Here is an 18590-nt window from a genome sequence, read left to right on the forward strand (position 1 = left end):
TGATTGTTATTATGGTATGGAAGATCAACACCTTGGCGGAATTGATGGAGCGATCAACAAGGGCAAGCAGTGTTCCCCTTGTTGATCCTCTGTGGGCGAAGCGCTACAACATTAATATTTATCTAACCAAGGTTTATTCGACATTGAAACGAATAAAATCAATATCAAAGCCTATTATACGACTTGTAATACTTGCTCTTTAGCCAAACGAGATTTAGGTAACTTAGCGTTATAGTCTTCATCCGAATGATGATAACCAAATGCTAATGCAACTTCACACACATAACCGCCAAGTTCTTCAGCAAAAATTTCACCTAGCAACTCACTGTCTACGCCTTCCATCGGCGTAGAATCAATACCAAGGCGAGCTAAAATATGCATAGTATTACCTAATGCTAAATAGGTTTGTGACTTAGTCCATGCCGCATTGTTGCCCGCTTCATCAGTGTTTAAATCAACAAATGCGTATCCACCAAATGCAGCTTCGCGATCTTCAGGCTTAGTACGGCCATCGATAATGCCTTGATCAACCACTTTGGCATAATCTTCACGGGTATACTTAGGGTTATATGCAAACAATATGGTATGTGAAGCCGCTTTAGCATGCGGTTGGTTAAACTGAAACTTATTAGCATAAGAGTCATGTAGGCGTTGTTTTGCTTGATCACTTTCAATCACGATAAATTTCCATGGTTGAGAGTTAATAGATGAAGGTGATAACACCATTGCGTCATAAATGACGGCTAAATCTTGTTGTGATACGCGCTTAGTCGCATCATAACGTTTGGCGGTGTAACGTTTTTCTAAATCAGTAATAATAGCGTTGGTCATGTCAGACTCCATATTAATTTTAAACACTCAGAGAAAGAGTTAGCAGTGAAACGACATGTCGTAATGTTATCGATTAACCTACAATCTGGCTCAATAGACTTGATACGAACAATATAAAACAACAAAACAATATTAAAAAAATTGAGTAAATACACTATAAGACGGTTATGGTGCCAAAACATGGGGTTTTCAAGGTTTATCACTAACTAAAGTTCGATTAGGCTATTCGACCAAGCCGCCCAAAGATGCTATTTACTGCGGGTATCAAGTCATTCAGATGTTCAATCCGCCTAGCGACTTTAGCTGCCGCATACAGTGCCATGATGGCAAGGTTATCGGGTGTGTTTTGCCATTAAGCAGACAAAGAAAAACAGCCAACAAATGTTAGCTGTTTAGATAAGCGTCATAGCCTTAAACAATAGCCATGCAATGATTAGCTTTCAGTTACCACAGCACGATAGCCGCTTTGATGTTCGTCGGCGACAAACTCAATAAAGTGCTGAATACTATCAAGGCTATCTTCTTGATAATGTGACACATACAACAATTGGCTCAAGTGCTCTTTAGCGATGAGTTCAAGGGCATTTTTAATCAATCTTCGGCCTAGGTAATCTAAGCCTTGGTAAGGCTCGTCAAGGATCAATAACGTGGGCTGTTTCACAATAGCGCGAGCAATGAGCAACAAGCGTTGCTGGCCATATTCTAATTGTCTAAAGGCCGTTTTACTCAACTGGCTCATGTGTAAAATGGCTAACCATTCGGATGCAATAGCTAACTGTTGTGCTGTCGGTTGTTGATACAAACCAATCGAGTCATAAAAGCCCGATACAATCACATCTAAGGCACTGCAATTAACCCGATACTGTAAATGTAACGCTGATGACACCATGCCGATATGCTTTTTTATCTCCCAAATACTCTCGCCTGAGCCTCTTTTTTTACCAAAAATATCAATGTCGTTACTATAACATTGTGGATGATCGCCAAAAATAAGCCCTAGCAAAGTACTTTTACCACAACCATTTGGGCCTTTAACTTGCCAATGTACGCCATTATCGATGCGCCAATTAACCCCAGAGAAAATCACTTTGTCACTGTAAGCTACTCGGCCATTGTGTAACTGAAAAACCGGATTTGCGAATAATGGCTTATGTCTGTGACGACGAATAAGCGCCAACATATCTTCACTTTGTTGGCCTGATTGCGCCGTAAGTTGACTAATAAGCGGATGATTATCCCACTCAGTCTTAGTCATTATGCTGTCTAACGCGCCATGATTAAACATCGCAACATGCTCAATCCAGTCAGGCATATCTTCTTCACGTGACACGACCACCAGCATTTGTACCGTTTGCGACAACAGCTGCAAATATTGACTTAACGCTTGTCGATGGCCCACATCAAGCCCTGCATAAGGTTCGTCGAGGACTAAAAATGGCACTTGGGTTGCCACAGCACGGGCCAGCATGACTCGGCGACTTTCACCGGTAGAAAGCTGAGTAAACTGGCTATCGCTTAACCGAGTGAGATCCAGCTGTTCTAATAAGCGCTTTGTCAGTGCGTGATCATCACATAGTGTAAAAATCACCCCATAAACGCTAGTATTAGGGTCGATGTAGCCTAAAGCCTCGCTGTCATCTTGCTCAAGAATCTGTTCGAGTAACAGCTGCTGTTCATGCAGTGACACCAAAGCGACCTGCGAGTAGTCAACACCCGATAGTATGCCAGAATAGGCCAAAGCGTTATCTTGTGCTTGCTGAGTCAATAACTGGCCCAATATGGCGCCTAAATCACCTTCGGAACTAAACACGCCCCAAGATTGTTGTGATTCAATAAGCCAATCTTCAATGTTCATGGTGACACTAGACGAACGGCATTGCAGCTGAGTAAACCGAATTTCCATTGTGGCGATTATCCCTGTCTATTAATACTGATTCTTCACCAGAGTTTATCTTCTGAGTGTCTCACAGGAGTCTTAAAAAAATCGACAAAAAAAGTAGAACATTTTGGTTCTACTTTGCGATTAAAATCACTTCAGTTGATCACACTGACGATTATTCACGAAAACGGCCATTTCATGTAGCGTAGATTCAATTATCGCACCCTCTGCCATTGCTACATAATCAGCTTAATACTAAGTCTGCATAGAGACTTGGCATAATTCACGGCTCGGCCAGATTTCATAAAACATAAAATCAGCCTGGTTAGCATCACCTTGCTGTATCGTGTTTATTGCTCTTCAAACTTGTATTTTGCCTACCCAAGCTTCCCCTCTACTTCTGAGAAGATGTGAATAGGTTACTGGCAATAATCTTTCTTTGACACCTGACTGTTTTAAACCATGTCGTCACCAACCTAGTCTGGCCAAGGCGACTAGCCTGGGTAAGTTTGCCTGTCATCATCCCTCTTAACAATTTTCATCGCTTGCCACCCTGTTAACTTTTCGCTTTAGTTTTCTTTTTATATGGCTTTTTAAAACTGCGCTTTGGTGCACTGCTGGCAACACCTTGTAATGCAGAAGGTAATTGACTCGATGCTTGGGTAATTAGGTTATCTAATTGGCTGAGTAATGGCTGCATAAACGCATCATACTTAAGCCTTTTTTGACTGATGGCATCGAGGCTGTTTTCCCATAATGCGGTCATGTCTGGTGTGGTTGCAGATTCAGGTAAACTGCGGATCAAACCAACACCCACAGGTGTGGCCAGTATTGATTTACCTTGGCGAACTAAATAACCGCGCTTAAACAGTAATTCAATAATCCCAGCACGAGTCGCTTCAGTGCCTAAGCCATCAGTTTCTTTAAGAATTTTCTTAATATCGCTGTTTGTCACATAACGGCTAATGCCAGTCATCGCGCCTAATAATGTCGCGTCGGTAAAATGCTTGGGCGCTTGAGTCATTTTTTCTAGTAATTCACCACGCTCACATTGGAGTATTTGCCCTTTAACCAGCGGCGGTAATGATTGTACCGTGTCGTCGTTATCGTCATCGCTGCTAGTTGAACTAGAATCAGAACTCGCTTGATTTACTGTGGTCGCCCGCTTATACAGTTGTTTCCAGCCTAAGCTTTTGTCTTGACGCGCTTTAGTGGTAAACAAACCTCCAGCAATAGTCACTTCCACAGCGGTTTCAGCATACATATAAGCTGGATAAAACTGGGCTAAATATTGCCTCGCAACGTGTTGATATAACTTGGCTTCGTTACTGGATAACGATGACAAATTAGCAACTTTCTCTGTGGGTATAATGGCATGGTGAGCATCGACTTTACTGTCATCCCAAGCTTTAGACTTAAGCTTGGCATTTGGTGCCTCACAACCATCAACTAATGCAGCAGCACCTTTGAGTACCGCGTCCAATACTTTTGGTGCCAAAGCATGTTGCTCTTTAGGTAAATAGCGACTGTCTGAACGCGGATAGGTAATTAATTTATGGCGCTCATACAAACTTTGGCAAGTATCAAGTACCTCTTTTGCCGAGAGGCCAAAACGTTTAGCCGCGTCTATTTGCAATGCTGATAAGCTATAGGGTAATGGTGGATTTTGGCGCTTATCTTTGGCTTCAATTTTAGTCACTTGCGCTGGTTTACCATTAATACGAGCAACGACATTTTCAGCTAAGCCTTTGGCTAACACTCTGCCATCTTCATCCATGTATGGTTGGCATGCTTCACTCGGTTGCCATTTGGCGGTAAAGGTTTGTTGCTGATCGGTAACCAGATGGGCCAGCACTTCATAAAAAGACTTTGGCTTGAAATCGGCAATCTCATCATCGCGGCGCACCACTAAGCCAAGCAAAGGCGTTTGCACTCGGCCAACAGACAACACGCCTTGGTAACCCACTTTGCGCCCTTGAATGGTATAAGCACGAGTCATGTTCATGCCATATAGCCAATCAGCGCGGCTGCGGGCTAATGCAGAAGTCGATAAAGGAATAAACTCACGATTACTGCGTAACTGCCCTAACGCACGTTTGACTGCTTGTGGATTTAAATCACTAATTAATAGTCGCTGAACTTGATTGAGCTTGTCACCCTTGACGCCTAAATAAGCAATCACTTCATCCACCAGCAACTGCCCTTCACGATCTGGATCGCCAGCATTAATGATTACTGAGGCTTGCTTAACCAGTTTACGCAGCACAGTAAGTTGACTGCGAGTTTTGGTTTTAGGCATAAGCTTCCACGTTTGTGGCACTATGGGCAAATGTTCTAGCTTCCATGATTTAAATGCATCATCGTAAGCATCAGGTTCGGCTTGCTCCAATAAATGGCCAATACACCATGACACGCAATCACCATTGGCGGCAGTGATAAAGCCATCACCTTTTTTATGTGGTTTTGGCAGAACATCGGCAATAGCACGGCCGAGACTGGGTTTTTCAGCAATATATAGAATCATAATCCATTATTAGGGCGCTAAAGTTCAATTAGATAAAACTCAATGGCACCGCTTAACTGTATAAATTTACAGTATAGATTAGCGCTAAATACGCCAAGCTGCAAATACGAAATAATTCACCACTTATATCGTCAAAATATTACAATACGCAGCTTAAATCCCAAACACGATGAACAGATGAAACTCGGCCAGCGTTTAGCACAAATCAACAGTATGATCACCGTGGGTTATAGCCATATTTGGGATTGTTGTTGCGACCATGGATTTCTTGGTGCGGCATTACTCGATAGGCATGCTGCAACCACGATCCATTTTGTCGATATTGTGCCTGCATTAATGCAGCAGTTAACCGCTAAGCTTGAACTTTTTTACCCACGGCAAACTGCCAATCAATGGCAGGTACATTGTTTAGATGTGTCAGCGATACCTCTGGAGCAAGATGAGCAAACCCCATTAGTGATCATTGCTGGTATTGGCGGAGATTTGATGATCGAGTTAGTGAATACACTTTGCCAATTGCACCCTAACCGTCAAATTGATTTTATCTTGTGTCCGGTCCATCACCAGTACGAACTTCGCCAACAACTCATTGAACTTGATTGCCGTTTAATTGATGAAAAACTGATTGAAGAAAATCGCCGCTTTTATGAAATTATCTATGTGAGGCGTGACAGTCCATCGTCGCGAATAGAAAGTGATAGTGATAGTTCTACCACTAACATTAGCGCTGTGGGCGATAAACTTTGGCAATGTAACAATGACCACGAGCACAATGTTGCTATACGATATTTACACAAAGTGCTGACTCACTATCAAAAAATAACCTTGTCGAATCCGCAAAAAGCATCACAGGCGTTGCCAAATTATCTAGCAATTAAAGCACAAGTCGAACGTAAAGAACGGACGTCGACCTCCGAGTGTACGGCGCTATTTTAGACGCTGGATCCCGGCTCAAAAGCATTACCGGGATGACGGTAAAAGGAATCATATCTGGTTGACGATAAAAGTAATCGCTATTTGATTGACGGAGTAGCAGACATATTCATTTGACGATAAAAGCAATCGATATCTGATTGAAGGTATAGCAGACATATTCGTTTGACGATAAAATTAATCGCTATCTGATTGAAGGCATAGTAATAATGTCTGATAGAAGGTGTAGACAATATTGCTGTATGGTCGTATTTGAAAGAGAGCCCTTAAATCCGATGCGCTTGTATTCTCAGGTTATCACTTACTATCGTTCTTTATCGCTTTTATAGCCTCTAGCCGCGAAGCGACCTAGTATCGAGATATCTATCTTGTTATCGCTTGTTATCGAGTGTTTAAAGCGGACATAAAAAAACCAGCATTTTCATGCTGGTTTTTTATGGCTATGAAAACCTGGCTAGCTTATGGATGACACTCGTTGTGCATTTCTAAGTTAGTTCCAATGTCTTTTGAGCGGTTAGCTTTGGCATCATCATTACGTAATTGTGTTAAATGGTCCAAGTAAGCTTGGTCAACGTCATTAGTAATGTAATGACCATCAAACACTGATGTTTCAAAACGCTTAATCTCTGGATTTTCCATTCTTACGGCTTCAATTAAGTCGCTTAAGTCTTGGAAAATAATACCATCGGCACCAATGATTTTAGCAATTTCGTCAGCATCACGACCATGAGCAATAAGCTCATTTGAGGTCGGCATATCGATACCATAGACATTCGGGAAACGGATTTCAGGAGCTGCTGATGCAAAGTACACTTTCTTTGCTCCAGCTTCACGCGCCATTTCAATGATCTGCTCAGACGTAGTACCACGTACTATTGAGTCATCAACTAATAGTACGTTTTTGCCTTTAAATTCAGTGTTAATCGCATTCAATTTACGACGAACTGATTTTTTACGTTCTTGCTGACCAGGCATGATAAACGTACGACCAATATAACGGTTTTTAACAAAACCTTGGCGATACGGTAGATCCATGCAACGGGCAATTTCTAAGGCGATATCACACGAGGTTTCAGGAATAGGAATCACCACATCAATGTCATGATCTTCCCATTCTTTCTTAATTTTTTCGCCCAACTTGGCGCCCATGTTTACACGACTAGCATAAACAGACACTTTATCAATGCTCGAATCAGGACGTGCAAAATACACGAATTCGAAAATACACGGAGCATAGCTAGGATCTGCAGCACATTGACGGGTAAATAATTGTCCATCAAGTGAAATATAAATTGCTTCGCCAGGTGCCACGTCACGCATCACTTCAAAGCCAACTGCGTCTAAAGCAACACTCTCTGAAGCAACCATATATTCAGTGCCGGTAGGCGTTTCATGCTTACCAAGTACCAATGGACGGATACCAAATGGGTCACGAAATGCAACTAAACCTTGACCGATGATCATGGCCACTACAGCGTAAGCACCGCGGGTTTGCGCATGCACTTTGGCAACAGCATCAAACACTTCATCAGCACTTAAGGTTAAACTGCGCGTTTCTTGTAACTCATCGGCTAACAGGTTCAACAAGACCTCGGAGTCAGAAGTAGTATTAACATGACGACGCTTTGTCACTAGGCTTTCAGCCAGTTCAATCGTATTAGTCAAGTTACCGTTATGTGCTAACGAAATACCAAATGGCGAGTTAACATAAAACGGTTGAGCTTCTGATGCACTCGAGCTACCAGCAGTAGGATAACGAACATGTCCAATACCGGCATTGCCTTGTAAACGCTGCATATGTTTAGGCTCAAACACATCTTTGACTAAGCCGTTTGCTTTACGTAAACGAAACGCATTCATGTCAACAGTCACAATACCTGCTGCGTCTTGACCACGATGTTGAAGCACAGTTAGCGCATCATAAATGGTCTGATTAACTGTTGATTTTCCTACTATTCCGACGATACCACACATGGGTAAGGTTCCTCACTGTAAAGTGTTTTATGTTTATATTTGGGGTACAAAGCTTGACGTGTTTTCCAGATAGTTAAAAAACCACTGAATAACCACACCAAATTCAGGTACAAGTACAGAATCGTGCCACCATTTAGAATCTGGAAATGCTGTAAACGCATCCATGAAAAACAGTAAAGCACTAACGATCAACGCGCCACGAATGGCACCAAAACACAGGCCTAACACTCGGTCTGTGCCCGATAAGCCTGTTTTGGCCACTAACTGGCCGAGTAAATAATTAACGAGTGCCCCTAAGATCAGGGTAATGATAAAAAGAATAGCAATCGCCACACCGTTTCTGACTAACTCGTCCTGCATTTGGGTTAAATGAGCAGCAAGATCGAGGTAAAACTGGCTAGCGATAAAGAATGCAGCAAACCAAACCACAAGAGACATGGCTTCTTTGGCAAATCCGCGGATCAAACTGATTACAGTTGATAACCCGATGACGATAATAATTGCGTAATCAATCCAAACCATGAAGATGGGGATCCGGTATAGGGTTCAAGACGGCGGGATTCTAACAGAGACAGAGATGTTTCTCACCTCTGATTGTACAAATTATTCTTGCGTGATTAAGAACAATCAAATTGTAAATATTAATCACCCAAGCAAAATACCGTCTGAATAGGTTATTGTTCTTGTGGATTATAGGCAACGATTTTGCCTTTTAATCCGGTTAATTTGAATATAGGTTGCTGACGAGCTTTAAGTTTATCTTCTGATACTTCAGGGCCAACGAACACTCGGGTGAGTTTCCCCTCGACAGGTGTTTTAGGCAGTGTGTAAGCCGTAAATCCGGCTTTACGCAGTTGAATAATCAACGCTTTTACATTAGTAATATTATTAAAACCGCCTAACTGCAGAGTAAAGCCTGCGGTGATCGGTGCAGAGGTTTTATTCGCTACCTGGACTTGAGGTTTTTTGACCGTTTTAACCACAGCAGGCTTTTCAACTACTTGAGCCACTTCTTTAGCCGGTTCTTTGGTTGCTTCCTCTTCACCTAATGCCACAATATCGTTGCTAAGGTCTTGTGGTTCTGCAATCGTTAATACTTGGAACTCTTCTACTTTTTCAGCAGAATTAGGGCGATTTGGAGCTGTTAATCTAGCTGGTCGTAAAGGAATTTCAGTGAACTCCTCAACAACCTGAGCTTTTTTACCGTCTAATAAATCAGGTAAAAAAATCACCCCCAAGGCCACGAGTACTATGGTTCCTACCAAACGATTTTGAAATTGACGATTCAAAGCTAATTCCCTTCTTTAACCAAATGACGTTTATGATGATTTCTAAAAACGACGTCTTAAACAAATAGTGTTTATAACAATTTAAACCCTGCGACAGTATAAAAAGAGCCAAATACAATGACTACATCATCGGCTTTCACTGTCGTTTGGATCGCGTGCCATGCACTGCTGATATCAACAAACTCACTGGCACGGTCACGGCATGTATCATTAGGCAATGCTTGACGTAGAGCTTGCGCTGATGCGCCACGTGGAATATCTAAACTGACGAAGTTCCACTGACTAATTTGCTCGGCTAATGTCGCTAATACTGACGTAATATCTTTATCTTTAAGCATGCCACACAAGGCTACAATACGACGACCTTGATACGCCTGCAATTGCTGGGCTAAATATCTGGCCGCATGGGGATTATGTGCCACATCTAAGAGTACTAATGGTTGCTCACTGACTTGCTCTAATCGTCCAGCGAGTTGAGCTTGCTGCAAACCTTGGTTAATCTGCTGCTGACTAATGTGCGGCCAAATATGGCTTAGCAAGGCTACAACACTCGCCGCATTGGCCAGTGGTAGCTTTGGTACACTCAGCCCTGAATATGTTTGCTGCATCGATGTAAAATGCCATTGGTCTGAATGGCTCTGGTCTTTATGGTAATCAAACTCATGACCAACACGATAAAGTGTAGTCCCAATTTGATGTGCATATTCAGTGACGCTCATCGGCAAATCGGGTTCACCAACAATGGCCAGGCAATCGGGGCGAAACACACCGGCTTTTTCTCTGCCAACCAGTTCACGGGTATCACCTAAATATTCTTGATGATCAAGATCAATAGAGGTAAGGATCGTGGCGGTGGAATCAATCATATTGGTGGCATCTAACCTGCCCCCTAAGCCGACTTCCAGAATAATCACATCGACTTTAGCAGCTTTAAACAAATATAAACCGGCTAAGGTAGCATATTCAAAAAAGGTTAATGAAATATCACCACGAGCGGCCTCAATGGCACAAAAGGCTTCAATAAGAGAGGCATCACTGGCGTCTTGCTGATTAATCTGTACTCGTTCATTGTAGTGCAGTAAATGCGGTGAGCTGTAAACACCCACCGACAAATCAGCTTGGCGTAAAATCGACGCGAGCATGGCGCAGGTTGTGCCTTTGCCATTGGTACCGGCTACAGTAATCACTTTAGCAGGAGCCAAATCAATCACCTCAAGACGCCTAGCAACAGCGCTCACTCGAGTTAATCCCATATCAATTTCACTAGGATGAATAGCCAGTAAATAATCCAGCCATTGATTTAAGCTTGATTGTTGATTAGGAACAGTAATTTCAGACGCGATTGACATAATTCAATACCATTTAACGTATGCAAACCTTAGCAGGTGTTGCAGTAATATACTCTGGGTTTAACAACTCAAAAATGACTAACATCACTTTAGTCGAGCATAAACAATGGCCCGAGAGACAACTTAGGCAGTTGATATTGCTCTGGGTAAGTCACATCGACTAAATACAATCCATTAGGTTTAGCCGTCGCAGCAGCTTGCTTGCGATTTTTCAGAGCCAACAGTTCAGAGATCCACTCGATAGGTTGATTGCCTAAACCGATTTGCAATAATGAACCCACAATATTACGCACCATGTGATGTAAAAATGCATTAGCTTGAATATCGACCATGATGTACATGCCTTGGCGAGTCACATTGACTTGATGCACGTTACGAAATGGGGTTTTAGATTGACAATGCAGCGCTCTAAAACTGGTAAAATCGTGTTCACCAACAAAAAGTTGCGCAGCTTGATGCATCAGTTTTTCATCAATATCGCCGTGATAATGACTCACTCCGGCACTGAGAATACCAGGGCGTAGCTTATGATTATAAATGACATAACGATAGCGTCTGGCCAATGCACTGTATCTGGCATGAAAACTGTCATCAACTTCTTTTGCCCATCTCACCGCCACACTGTTGGGTAAATTAGCATTAACGCCTTGTGTCCACGCCGTCATTGGACGTTGCACATTGGTATCAAAATGCACCACTTGCCCAGTACCATGTACTCCGGTGTCAGTTCGTCCAGCACACGATACGGTTATAGGCTCGTTAGCCACATAACTTAACGCTTTCTCAATCTGGGCTTGCACTGAATCGACATCGAGTTGGCGCTGCCACCCACAAAACCCACTACCATCATACTCAACACCTAACGCGACCCGCATGCCTATATCCTCTACTCAATAATGGCGCGCAGTTTATCACAAAAAAACGGCGCATGTATCTGCGCCGTTTGCTTTTATATGGTCAACATAAGCCTGTATTTTAAGCCTATGAAACCTCATTTAGTGGGTTAACTGAAACTGTTAATTAAATTCTTAGCTTCTAATTGTTGACGTTCATTACCGTCGATTTGCACTTCTTTTAATAATGCTCGAGCACTGTCTTGATCTTCAATTTCAATGTATGCCCTGGCTAAATCAAGTTTGGCATTAACAGAGTTTTCTTCATCATCAACATCAACCATATCTGGATTGCCGATTAACGAGTTTACAGAGCCCATATCAACACTAACGTCTTTATATTGATCTGTTTTATCGTCATCTTCATCCGCATCGTTCAACAATTTATCAATATCAATGTAGCCATTTTCACGTTCAAAACGCATTAAGTCATCATCACTGGCTTTATATGCTGAAGATTTGCTACGTTCTTTTTCGTCAAGTGCCGCTAATGCTTCATCAACCGTTAAGTTGTTATCGCTAAGGATATAATCGTCTTCAGAGCTATAGTCATCATCATTGTCATCATCTTTTAATGACTGTGAAAATGCTGCCAATAGATCATCATCACTTACCTGTGGCTCATCGACTTCTCTTTCATCAGCCGCTGACTCAACCGCATTAAGTAAATCACTTTCCCAATCTAATAACTCAGGTTTAGGTTTGCTCGATTTAAGATCATTAAAGAAACCAGAATCTTTATTGGCCTTATTTTGCGCGACCGATGGCGGCGTATCGTCATCGTCCATTTGAGCCAACAATGCCTCAAGACCATCATCATCTGTCTCTGTCGCTATTTTAGTAGCAGGCTCTGGCTCAACCTCGGTATCACTATCAACATCGCTGTCAGTCGCGCTACTTGATGCTAATGCAGCCTCAAGTTCAGCCTCCAACCAGCTGTTGTCTTCCTCTTCGCTGTCGACTGCAGTATCAACTTTGGGTTCTGCTGCCGCAGGAGCTTGGTTGTCTTCAACATCATCGTCTGTTGAAGCCAAGTCAGTTTCAGTTTCAGTTTCAGTAAGATATTGGTCAAACTCGTCAAATAATTCATTATCTTCAAGAGCTTCTTCGACAGATGTCGAACTCTCAGCATCAGTGGCAGAAGGTGAATCGTCGGTTGCTTTCTCTTCAAAGCTGGCCAATAGAGCATTAATATCATCATCGATAGATTCATCATCGGCGACAAGTTCTTCAGCAGCGGTATCATCCTCTAACTCAGCGGCAATTTGTGCTTGTAGCGCAGCATTGTCCTTATCAGTGGTATCAGACTCAATAACCGGGTCATTAAGGCTAGCTAACAATGCATCGATGTCATCATCACTGGTTTCATTATCGTCATTAGCATCAGTGATATCTTCATCGGTTAATTCTGCCGCAATTTGCGCCGCTAAATCATCATCTTCTTCGGCAAATGTAGAATCAATAACCGGTTCGTTTAGGCTGGCTAATAATGAATCAATATCTTCATCGCTACTCTGTTCATCTTGGTCATCTGCATCGTCTTGTAACTCAGCAGCAATTAACGCGGCAATGTCATCATCATTGTCAACCGAATCACTGGTAAGAGGTGCCAATTCGTCTGCTTCAGCACGGTTATCGCCGCTATCCTGCGAACCATCTTGATCACTCTCATCTTTGGTGGCAGATAAGCCAGCAAGCAGCTCGTCAGCATTATCTTCAGTATTGGTGTCATCAGTGGATATAGCGTCATCTGCAGATATAGTCTCATCCGATTCAGCAGGCGTATCACCAGGCTCCGCTGGCATATCAAATTCAGCTAACAATGAATCAATATCATCTTCAGCTGTGGCCGCTTCCGGTTTACTCTGTGCAGGCACATCTCCAGGCTCCGCTGGCATATCAAATTCAGCCAATAACGAATCGATATCATCTTCGGCTGTGGCCGCTTCGGGTTTACTCTCTGCAGGCACATCATCAGACTCAGCCGGTATATCAAATTCAGCTAATAATGAATCGATATCATCTTCGGCGGTGGCCGCTTCGGGTTTACTTACTGCAGGCGCAGCATCAGATTCAGCTGGCAGATCAAATTCAGCCAATAATGAATCGATATCATCTTCGGCGGTGGCCGCTTCGGGTTTACTCTGTGCAGGCGCAGCATCAGACTCAGCTGGCAGATCAAATTCAGCCAATAATGAATCGATATCATCTTCGGCGCTATCCGCCATAATGGGTGTATCAGCATCGTCAGACTCAGCCGGCATATCAAATTCAGCCAATAAAGAGTCAATATCATCTTCGGCAGTTGATTGCTGAGGTTTTACAGCAGCAGCTGCAGCAACCGACTCTGCTGGCATATCAAATTCAGCTAATAACGAATCAATGTCATCTTCGGCAGCTGCATCTAAAGCATCAGTGTCATTATTTACAATGTCGTCAGCATCTAGCTCAGCTAATAAGCTGTTTATATCATCCTCTGACGCGGTAGAATCTAGGGATTGATCAGGATCATCATCTAACCCAGCAAGCAGACTGTCGAGATCATCGTCATCTTCAAGCGGTGGCAGATCAGAATCTTGATCATCCATGGCTTCAGCCCATAAATCGTCTAAAGAAGTGCCCTCATCTTCAGGCACTTTTTCATCAATGAACATATCTGAAGCCATGTCCATCTCAGCATCACCGCTCATTTGGACTTCAGGCTGTAAATCAACGCTATCTAAATCCAATAAATCATCAATCGACTCTTCATCATCAGTATCTAAATGAACCACTATATCGTCAGAGTCGTCAGCGGCTTGTGTTGGATCGAGCGCTTTCTCGGCTTGAGCTTCTGTATTTGCCTCAGACTGCTGAGACTTCTTACTCCGGCGACTGAGTAACCAAAATATAAGTCCAAATATCGCCAAAAGCGGCACCGATGCAGCCAAGATCAGCAACATAGTGTTGTCCATTAAGCTGCGCCAAAAGTCAGTCGGCTCCTCAATAACGGGGGCAGCATTCTCGCCTTGATCTACGAGTTTTTTATTTTCTAAACTTAGGGCATCAAATTTTTCGCGTAATAACTGTAAATCTTCTTCAAGCGACGAAATGTTTAATGACATTTGTTCAATTTTGTTTTTCAGCGCTTGATTGTCATTGTTACTGACCATTAACTCATCTTGTGAGCGCGCTAACTCATCGGTAAGCATTAATGTTTTTGCATTCGCTTTATCTAGCGAGCTGTTTAGCTCACTCACTTCAACAACATTCGCTTGGTTAATCGCTTTGGTTTGAACCTCAACAGCAGGGGGTTGTGGGGCTATTTGCAGTGGTTTTGTTGCTGTAGGTTTTTTGGCAATATCCACTTTAGGAGATTGCACCGGTTTGCTGGCGGGACGGGGCTGAGTTTGTCTACTCATGCGGCTGTCATCTTGCTCTGCGCGGCGTTTAGCGACATCATTGGGAATAGCGGCTATCTCATCGGCAGAAGGAATCAGTAATATCATTCCTCGCTCTAATGTATTGTAATTATTACCGCTAAATGCGTGCGGATTAGCATCAAATAACGCCGCCATCACTTGATAAACACTAACCTTGTCACTGGGTCTGACTTTTTGCGCAATACTCCAAAAGGTATCTCTTGACGTCGTCGGACCATATTGGCGTTTGGCTGGTTGTTTAACCTCGCCATTGGGACCAGTAATTTTGAGCGTTTCAGCTTGTGCCGACTCAATAATTTGTACACTGGTTAAGCCAACGGCTGTGCAGGCGATCAAACCTACAATATATGAAGTACGCAAAGTCATCCCATCCTTCCCATTTAGCGCTATTGAGTTACCGACTTGGCAACAGGCTTTAGGCAATTTTTATCGTTAGTATTATGGTCGTTAACTATATCTGATCACATCCATGATGAGCCAATTTCGCAGGCAATTTCAATGTTATTGATGTTAAAAATGATATGTTTACGACTATAAACTAGATTTACCACACCTGCTACTATTGGGATCAGTAAAACGAAAAAAGCCTGCGCATTGCAGGCTTTTTAAACTAAATCGCGTAACTGATTAAGTCATTACTGATCATAAAAACGTGACTAGTAATAATCTCTAATCAAAATCTCGGCGATTTGCACACTGTTTAATGCTGCACCCTTACGAATATTATCGGCAGTAACCCATAAATTTATACCGTGAGAATGAGAAATATCTTTACGAACACGACCAACGTAAACAGGATCGTTACCAGCGGCTTCAGTGACAGCTGTTGGATATTCGCTATCATCGTCAAATAATTCTACGCCAGGTGCGTTACGTAATACGGCTTTAACATCTTCGGCATCAACAGGTTGACGAGTTTCAATGTGGATAGCTTCTGAGTGACCATAAAAAACAGGCACGCGCACAGCCGTTGGATTAACGACAATCTCATCGTCACCAAAAATTTTCTGCGTTTCCCACACCATTTTCATTTCTTCTTTGGTGTAGCCGTTTTCCATGAACACATCGATTTGCGGCAATACGTTAAACGCAATTTGCTTAGGATAAACCGACGGCTCTGAAGGCAAACCTTGCAGTAATTTAGCTGATTGACCCGCTAACTCATCAATCGCCTTTTTACCGGTACCCGATACAGACTGATAAGTCGCCACGTTAATACGTGAAATACCAAACGCATCATAAATAGGCTTGAGCGCCACTAACATTTGGATGGTTGAACAATTAGGATTGGCGATAATATTGCGATTTCGAAAATCAGCAATCGCTTCTGGATTAACTTCAGGCACGACCAATGGCACATCAACGTCATATCTAAAATGTGAAGTATTATCGATGACGACACAACCTGCTTCACCTGCAATAGGCGCCCATTTAGCCGAAACATCGCCACCAGCAGAAAAGAAACCAATTTGTGCTTGGGTCCAATCAAACGTTTCTACGTCAAGAATTTCAACTTGTTTACCGTGAAAACTGACCGTTTCGCCAGCACTGCGACTGCTCGCTAATGGAAACAACTTAGCAACCGGAAAATTACGCTGCTCGAGGATCTCAATCATAGTTTGACCCACTGCGCCCGATGCACCTAAAACGACTACATTAAATTCTTGAGACATAATTAACGCCCGACTCCATATTTTCCAGTTTGAGCAATCAATCTACCCTAGTTTAGTTGTGCTTTACTAGGGTTAATGTACTAAAAAAGCCGACTTTGAAGTGATTTTTTCTCAACTGGCTAAAATTACTGTTTTTTAGCCTTAATCTGTGCGCTTGTCGGCAATATTCACATTAGCTTATCAATTAAAACCTAAAGCATTCAACATCGATGGATTTATCGAACCAGCAGATAAATAGTCCACAGATTGCGTTAACGAGATAGCACTATATTCACGACGATAAGTGTGATTTTTACGCATTAGATCAAAACCTGTCGCGGTTGAAAAACACCCCCTAAAGTTAAAATCATCATCACGTAAATCATAGACCAAACGCGACAATTTCAGCAATTGGCCTTCAGTTAAATCGCCTTGGCTAACAATTTGGTTAAATTGGAACGCCGGTAATAAACTCTCCAATGATTTCTTTACTGGAAAATCAAGTAACTCACACCACTTTTGATACAACATAAACGTACCGCGAGCTTTGCCTTCAAGGCTATAACCAGCAATATGCGGTGTTGCAAACTCTGCCAAGGCAACTAATTCGGCCATTGGGTTAGGTTCACCTTCCCACACATCAAGCACCAGTTTGACATCATCGCGTTGCTGTTTAAATTTGATCAACGCTCGGTTATCAATCACCTCACCTCGACAGCAATTTAGTAACCAGGTATTGGGTTTTAACTTATTCAGTCTAGTTTCATCAAACAAGTACCAGGTTTTGTGCTCACCTTCTTTGGTGATAGGCACATGCAAACTGATAATATCGGCCTGCTCAATAATCGTATCAAGTGACACAAACTCACGGGTATCACCTTGCAATGCTTTAATGGGGTCACACAACAACACTTTTAGCCCATAAGCTTGCATACACTTCGCGGCTGCAGTGCCGGTATTACCAGCCCCGACAATTCCCACCACTTTACCGGCTAAAGACTCACCAAAACGCTGAGCTAATTCCAACATGGCAATAAAAGCATACTCACCGACTGCTGTGGCGTTACAACCAGGGGCATTAGTGAAGTAAATATTGCGCGTCGAAAGATACTCAACATCAACATGATCGGTACCAATGGTCGCACTGCCGACAAATTTAAGTTTATGTGCATTGTTAATTAATGCAGCATTCACTTTCGTCACCGAACGCACCAGTAACACATCGGCATCTTCGACTTGCTTAGGGGTCAAGGTTCGGCCGTTTACATATTCTATTTTGCCTAAATAGCCAAATAAGGCATCAACATAAGGCATGTTTTCATCGGCAATTATTTTCATTTGGGTATCTTATTCACTGCGAGTTTAACGACATGGCATCGCGTTTTTTTATGGCCAGTATCTTATACCAAATTCACCCAGCTCGTCATTCCCAAGATCGGTTATTGGGAGTCCAGTGGTAGACTTTAATGTTATAGCCCCTAACAGCAAAGCGACATCGGCGCTATGGAATGAAAAGCTAAAGCCAAGAATGGATCCCGGCTCAAAAGCGTTACCGGGATGACGTAAGTGAAAACATTATTGATTACATGAGTGAATACATTGCTGGAACAACAAATAGGACGACATAACGTTGGCGCGAGGAATAGGACAAAACTGCATTGGCCCAACTGATAGAACGAAACAACGTTGGCTCGAGGAATAGGACAAAACGGCATTGGCTCAACAGATAGAACGAAACAACGTTGACCCAACGGATAAGGAGAAACAGCGTTAGCCCGACGGATAGGACGAAACAGCGATTGCCGATGCCCAGAACAGTCATCATGAAGTTTTCCGTCATCACG

General features: G+C 42.7%; 12 protein-coding genes. 1 reads left to right on the plus strand and 11 read right to left on the minus strand.

The window, feature by feature from the left end:
* Positions 1-174: 174 nt before the first annotated feature.
* From H5123_RS15080 to H5123_RS15090, 3 genes are all read right to left on the minus strand, one after another.
* The gene (locus tag H5123_RS15080; protein WP_182698494.1) at positions 175-831 is read right to left on the minus strand and encodes a nitroreductase family protein; all 657 of its coding nucleotides are present in this window, start codon (positions 829-831) and stop codon (positions 175-177) included.
* A gap of 433 nt (positions 832-1264) precedes the next feature.
* Positions 1265-2734, minus strand: coding sequence for an ATP-binding cassette domain-containing protein (locus H5123_RS15085; protein WP_182698495.1), 1470 nt, complete (start codon positions 2732-2734; stop codon positions 1265-1267).
* A gap of 532 nt (positions 2735-3266) precedes the next feature.
* On the minus strand, positions 3267-5234 hold the full coding sequence (locus H5123_RS15090) for a DNA topoisomerase III (RefSeq protein WP_182698496.1): 1968 nt from the start codon (positions 5232-5234) through the stop codon (positions 3267-3269).
* A 177-nt stretch (positions 5235-5411) separates the two neighbouring features.
* On the opposite strand from H5123_RS15090, the gene H5123_RS15095 reads away from it, so the two are divergent.
* On the plus strand, positions 5412-6170 hold the full coding sequence (locus H5123_RS15095; RefSeq protein WP_182698497.1) for a tRNA (adenine(22)-N(1))-methyltransferase TrmK: 759 nt from the start codon (positions 5412-5414) through the stop codon (positions 6168-6170).
* 456 nt (positions 6171-6626) lie between these two features.
* Here H5123_RS15095 and purF read toward each other — a convergent pair whose 3' ends face one another.
* The 8 genes from purF to H5123_RS15135 all read right to left on the minus strand — a co-directional run bounded on the left by purF (position 6627) and on the right by H5123_RS15135 (position 18084).
* Complete coding sequence (gene purF / locus H5123_RS15100) at positions 6627-8141, minus strand: amidophosphoribosyltransferase (protein WP_182698498.1); 1515 nt, start codon at positions 8139-8141, stop codon at positions 6627-6629.
* 33 nt (positions 8142-8174) lie between these two features.
* Complete coding sequence (locus H5123_RS15105) at positions 8175-8663, minus strand: CvpA family protein (protein ID WP_124016157.1); 489 nt, start codon at positions 8661-8663, stop codon at positions 8175-8177.
* Positions 8664-8815: 152 nt separating this feature from the next.
* Entirely contained in the window at positions 8816-9430 is a 615-nt protein-coding gene (locus tag H5123_RS15110) for an SPOR domain-containing protein (RefSeq protein ID WP_124016158.1), read from the minus strand.
* A gap of 71 nt (positions 9431-9501) precedes the next feature.
* Positions 9502-10779 carry a bifunctional tetrahydrofolate synthase/dihydrofolate synthase gene (folC, locus tag H5123_RS15115; RefSeq protein WP_182698499.1) on the minus strand — a complete coding sequence of 426 codons (1278 nt, stop codon included), beginning with the start codon at positions 10777-10779 and terminating at the stop codon, positions 9502-9504.
* 89 nt (positions 10780-10868) lie between these two features.
* A complete protein-coding gene (gene truA / locus H5123_RS15120; protein ID WP_182698500.1) occupies positions 10869-11654 on the minus strand; it encodes a tRNA pseudouridine(38-40) synthase TruA in 786 nt (261 codons plus the stop codon).
* A 128-nt stretch (positions 11655-11782) separates the two neighbouring features.
* Positions 11783-15460 (minus strand): FimV/HubP family polar landmark protein, encoded by a 3678-nt coding sequence (locus tag H5123_RS15125; RefSeq protein WP_182698501.1) that lies wholly within the window; start codon positions 15458-15460, stop codon positions 11783-11785.
* Positions 15461-15750: 290 nt separating this feature from the next.
* On the minus strand, positions 15751-16767 hold the full coding sequence (locus tag H5123_RS15130) for an aspartate-semialdehyde dehydrogenase (RefSeq protein ID WP_124016162.1): 1017 nt from the start codon (positions 16765-16767) through the stop codon (positions 15751-15753).
* A gap of 180 nt (positions 16768-16947) precedes the next feature.
* Positions 16948-18084, minus strand: coding sequence for a 4-phosphoerythronate dehydrogenase (locus H5123_RS15135; RefSeq protein WP_182698502.1), 1137 nt, complete (start codon positions 18082-18084; stop codon positions 16948-16950).
* Positions 18085-18590: the final 506 nt, after the last annotated feature.

The organism is Shewanella sp. SR43-4, from assembly GCF_014163845.1.
GTDB classification, from domain to species: domain Bacteria; phylum Pseudomonadota; class Gammaproteobacteria; order Enterobacterales; family Shewanellaceae; genus Shewanella; species Shewanella vesiculosa.

Excerpts from the sequence above, each read along its gene's own strand:
- H5123_RS15090 (WP_182698496.1), bottom strand. The coding sequence starts at position 5,234 with ATGATTCTATATATTGCTGAAAAACCCAGTCTCGGCCGTGCTATTGCC.
- H5123_RS15095 (WP_182698497.1), top strand. The coding sequence starts at position 5,412 with ATGAAACTCGGCCAGCGTTTAGCACAAATCAACAGTATGATCACCGTG.
- H5123_RS15105 (WP_124016157.1), bottom strand. The coding sequence starts at position 8,663 with ATGGTTTGGATTGATTACGCAATTATTATCGTCATCGGGTTATCAACT.
- H5123_RS15135 (WP_182698502.1), bottom strand. The coding sequence starts at position 18,084 with ATGAAAATAATTGCCGATGAAAACATGCCTTATGTTGATGCCTTATTT.
- truA (WP_182698500.1), bottom strand. The coding sequence starts at position 11,654 with ATGCGGGTCGCGTTAGGTGTTGAGTATGATGGTAGTGGGTTTTGTGGG.
- H5123_RS15125 (WP_182698501.1), bottom strand. The coding sequence starts at position 15,460 with ATGACTTTGCGTACTTCATATATTGTAGGTTTGATCGCCTGCACAGCC.
- purF (WP_182698498.1), bottom strand. The coding sequence starts at position 8,141 with ATGTGTGGTATCGTCGGAATAGTAGGAAAATCAACAGTTAATCAGACC.
- folC (WP_182698499.1), bottom strand. The coding sequence starts at position 10,779 with ATGTCAATCGCGTCTGAAATTACTGTTCCTAATCAACAATCAAGCTTA.
- H5123_RS15080 (WP_182698494.1), bottom strand. The coding sequence starts at position 831 with ATGACCAACGCTATTATTACTGATTTAGAAAAACGTTACACCGCCAAA.
- H5123_RS15085 (WP_182698495.1), bottom strand. The coding sequence starts at position 2,734 with ATGGAAATTCGGTTTACTCAGCTGCAATGCCGTTCGTCTAGTGTCACC.
- H5123_RS15130 (WP_124016162.1), bottom strand. The coding sequence starts at position 16,767 with ATGTCTCAAGAATTTAATGTAGTCGTTTTAGGTGCATCGGGCGCAGTG.